This is a genomic window from Actinomadura sp. BRA 177 (assembly GCF_013372625.1).
Taxonomy (GTDB): domain Bacteria; phylum Actinomycetota; class Actinomycetes; order Streptosporangiales; family Streptosporangiaceae; genus Spirillospora.
On record NZ_JABXFD010000199.1, the window covers coordinates 1 to 3,640 of the forward strand.

General features: G+C 75.7%; 4 protein-coding genes. 2 read left to right on the forward strand and 2 right to left on the reverse strand.

The annotated features are described in order from the left end of the window. Positions 1-256 precede the first annotated feature (256 nt). Positions 257-1,483 (forward strand): ABC transporter permease, encoded by a 1,227-nt coding sequence (locus tag HUX53_RS07065; RefSeq protein ID WP_176402357.1) that lies wholly within the window; start codon positions 257-259, stop codon positions 1,481-1,483. Between the two features lie 47 nt (positions 1,484-1,530). Here HUX53_RS07065 and HUX53_RS07070 read toward each other — a convergent pair whose 3' ends face one another. Both HUX53_RS07070 and HUX53_RS07075 read right to left on the reverse strand, forming a co-directional pair. Beyond that, positions 1,531-2,028 carry a hypothetical protein gene (locus tag HUX53_RS07070; RefSeq protein ID WP_176402358.1) on the reverse strand — a complete coding sequence of 166 codons (498 nt, stop codon included), beginning with the start codon at positions 2,026-2,028 and terminating at the stop codon, positions 1,531-1,533. Between the two features lie 295 nt (positions 2,029-2,323). Further along, complete coding sequence (locus HUX53_RS07075) at positions 2,324-2,926, reverse strand: helix-turn-helix domain-containing protein (protein ID WP_176402359.1); 603 nt, start codon at positions 2,924-2,926, stop codon at positions 2,324-2,326. 101 nt (positions 2,927-3,027) lie between these two features. Between HUX53_RS07075 and HUX53_RS07080 the strand changes: the two genes are divergently transcribed. Continuing rightward, positions 3,028-3,483 (forward strand): trehalase-like domain-containing protein, encoded by a 456-nt coding sequence (locus HUX53_RS07080; RefSeq protein WP_176402360.1) that lies wholly within the window; start codon positions 3,028-3,030, stop codon positions 3,481-3,483. Positions 3,484-3,640: the final 157 nt, after the last annotated feature.

Below are 3,640 nucleotides of genomic sequence, written 5' to 3' on the forward strand. Positions count from 1 at the left end.
GTGGGGGGCGTGCGCGCGTGCGGGTGTCGTGGCGCGGCGCTGCCGGCCGGCGCGCTGGCGGCCGGGGGTGGGGGGCGGGCGGCGGGGGGGGGGGCCGGGGGGCGCGGGGGGGCGGCGGGGGGCGGGCGCGGTGGCGCGGTGGGGGGGGGGGGGGGGGGGGCGGGCGGGGAGGGGGGGGTGGGCCGCGCCCCCGGGCGGGCGCGCGGGGGGGGCGTGGGGGGGGGCGGGGGGGGCGCGGCGGGCGCGGCCGCCCGCCGTGTCGGCGGCCCGCGTCCCGCCCGCCGAGGCGATGCGCGGCACCGTCCCGGCGACCGGGGGAGGAGGGCTCCTCGCCCGGCTGGAACGGTCGGTCCCGGCCGCCGGGCGGCTGCCCGCCGGGGCGTGGCTGGTGCTGCGCGGCCCCACCCGCCAGTTCCGCCGCACCCTCTACACCATGGCGGGCGTCGTCCTCGCGCTCGTGCTGATCCTGGTGTCGTGGGGGATGCTCGACTCCTCGCAGGCGACCGTCGCCCGCCAGTTCGACCAGATCCAGCGGCAGGACGCCGAACTCACCCTCGGCCGCCCCCTCGACGACGCGATGCTCAGGAAGCTGTCCGGGACGGACGGCGTCCGCGCGGCCGAACCGTCCGCGCACGTCCCCGCCACCATCACCGCCGGGGACCAGGGCTACTCCACCACCGTCGTCGGGCTCCCCGCCGGGACCCGCATGCACCGCTTCCTCACCCCCGGCGGCGGCGAGCGGGACCTCCCCGAGCACGGCGCGCTGATCGGCGCCGCCCTGCGCGACAGGCTCGGCGTCGGCACCGGCGACCGCATCGGGCTGCGCCTCGGCGACGGCCGCACCGTCACCACGACCGTCGCCGGGTTCGTGGACGAGCCGCTCGGCACCTACGCCTACGCCGCGCTCGGCCAGGTCGCCGCGTGGGCGCCGGACGCCGAACCCGACACGGTGCTCGTGCAGTTCGACGCCGGCGCCGACCGCGCCGCCGTCGAGCGCGCCCTCGCCGCGCAGCCGGGCGTCGTCGCCTACACCGACGCGCACGCGCTGAAGAAGACCATGGACGAGTACATGAACCTGTTCTACGTGTTCGTCGCGGTCATGCTCGCGTTCGGCGGGCTGCTGGCCTTCACCGTCCTGTTCGCCACCCTGTCGGTCAACCTCGCCGAACGCGGCACCGAACTGGCCACCCTGCGCGCCTCCGGCGTCGGGCGCCGCCGCCTCGGCCGCCTCGTCACCGCCGAGAACCTCCTCGTCGTGGCCGCCGGCGCGGTCCCCGGCCTGATCCTCGGGCGGCTCGCGACCGGCGCGTTCCTCGGCGCTTTCAACAGCGACCTGATGTCCTTCCACACCGAGATCCGGCCGGCCACGTTCGCCTGGTCGGCGCTGGCCGTGCTCGCCGTCGCCTGGCTCGCCCAGCGCCCCGGCCTGCGCGGCCTCGCCCGCATGGACCTCGGCGCGCTCGTCCGGGAACGCGCCGGCTGAGCGCACGAAGGCGCCCGCGCGAGTCCGCGCGGGCGCCTTCGTCACGGTCAGGCGTAGAGGGCGTTCAGCCAGTCCTGCCAGGTCTTCTGCGCCTGGTCGGCGGTCGCGGCGGCGTCCGGCGCGAACCGGTGCAGCGCGATCCCGACCGGCCCGCCCCACGCGTCCCGGCCGAAGAACCGGTACATCGCGTCGCCGGTGCGCAGCCCGATGAAGTGCTCGTTGCGGAAGTCCAGCACCGCGCCGACCGGGCCCGCGCCCGGCAGGTCCACCCGCACCGGGTCGCCCTCGGCGGCGCCGTCCAGCCCCAGCGCGCGGCCGACCGCCGCGAACGAGCCCTTCTCCATGGACGCCGCCGGGCCCTGCACGTCGGAGTGCGCCGCCGGCAGCCCGGTGAAGTGCGCCAGGTACTGGCGCAGCGTGTGCAGGTAGAAGTCGGTGTGCCGGCTCGCGCCGTCGTACTGGTCGTCCCAGCCGCCGGTGAAGATGCCGAGTCTCAGATAAGAGAGATCCTGGAGGATTCGGCCTGTTGAGTAATCGAATATCACCTGCGGGTCATGAAGTGGTCCAGTAATCTCTTGATGTCTGTCCGTGAGCTTGGAAGGCACGAACCGGCTTTGCCGGGGATACGGTTCAGATGGCGTTGTGCGGATGGATGTCGCTGGGCTCGTCCCAGCGTGGGGCCTTGCCGACGGTCCCGCACCGCACTTGTGTGGTGGATGCGACTTCGGTGCGGCGGCCAGCCGCGAGCGGAGAGCGTAAATCGGTGGAGGCGATCGAGTTTGGCTTGTCGTCAACGGCCGAGGAGTTGGCGCTTCGATCTGTCCGGGGATGTCCAGCCGCTCATGCGCGGACGTCCCCGGGGCCGGTCTTCAGGGACGGGTGGACGGCGATGACGACGCGGTGCGCCCGCCCGCCGTCCGCCGTCCCGCCGTCGTACTTGCGGACGAGCGCGGCGACCCCGGCGGTCAGCTCCTCGATGAACGCGGCCCGGTCCGCCGCCGAGGCGAACACGACCTCCCCGTCCAGCGCGTAGGTCGCCAGCCGCTTGTTGGCGCGCGCCGCCCCGCCGATCAGCGCGCCGACGTCGCGGACCAGCCGCGCCGCGACCGCCAGCAGCCAGCGCGCCGACAGCGCGTCGCGGTGCCGGTCCGGGTCGGGCTGCAGCGTGGCCAGGGCCAGCGGGGAGATGACGTAGGACGCCGCCGTCGCCCGCAGCAGCCGCTCGGTCATGTTGCCCTTGCGGCGCTCGCCGACCAGCTCGACCAGGCCGTGCCGCTCCAGCGTCCGCAGGTGGTAGTTGACCTTCTGCCGGGGCAGCCCCACCCGCGCGGCGAGCGCCGCCGCCGACAGCGGCTCGCCGAGCTCGGCCAGCAGCCGCGCCCGCATGGGGTCCAGGGAGGCGGCCGCGGCCTCCGCGTCCTCGATCACCGTCACGTCCAGCATGCCGCCATCATGCTCACCGACAAATAGATTTGTCAAGACAGGTTTCCTGATCCGTGCCGGGAGGTGCGGATCATCGGCCCGTCCCCGGGTAATGGGACGGCATGGTGAACGACCCCGGAGGCCCCTACTCCATGCCGAAGGCCCTGCGCGACTACGCCTTCATCGCCGACGGCGAGCGCGGCGTCCTCGTCGGCCCGCACGGCGAGTTCGCGTGGATGTGCTTCCCGCACTGGGACTCCGCCCCGGCGTTCGCGAGCCTGCTCGGCGGGCCGGGCTCCTACCTCGTCCAGCCCGTGTCCGAGCGGTTCGTCTGGGGCGGCTACTACGCCGACCGCGGGCTCGTCTGGAACAGCCGGTGGGTGACCGGCGAGGGGTCCATCGTCGAATGCCGCGAGGCGCTGGCCCGCCCCGCCCGGCGCGACCGCGCCGTCCTGCTGCGCCGGTGCCGCGCACCGCCCGGCTGCCCGCGATGCTCGACGTTCTCGCCGGCGGCCCCCGGGTGCACGGCGTCCACCACCACGACCCGGCCTGGACGGCCCACAGCCGCGGCACCCTGATCCTCTGGCGCCGCGCCGCCGAGGCCGTCATCCGGGAGGGCCCCGCCGGCGGCCCGGTCCCCGCCGTGACCTTCTGCCTCGCCGAGGTCGAATCCCGCGCCCGCGGCCGGGAACGCCGCGACGGGACCGCCCAGGAGCACGCCCCCGCGCCGCCCGG

Bases quoted from the DNA above. Each gene is read 5' to 3' on its own strand.
- HUX53_RS07075 (WP_176402359.1), bottom strand. From the start codon at position 2,926: ATGCTGGACGTGACGGTGATCGAGGACGCGGAGGCCGCGGCCGCCTCC.
- HUX53_RS07080 (WP_176402360.1), top strand. From the start codon at position 3,028: ATGGTGAACGACCCCGGAGGCCCCTACTCCATGCCGAAGGCCCTGCGC.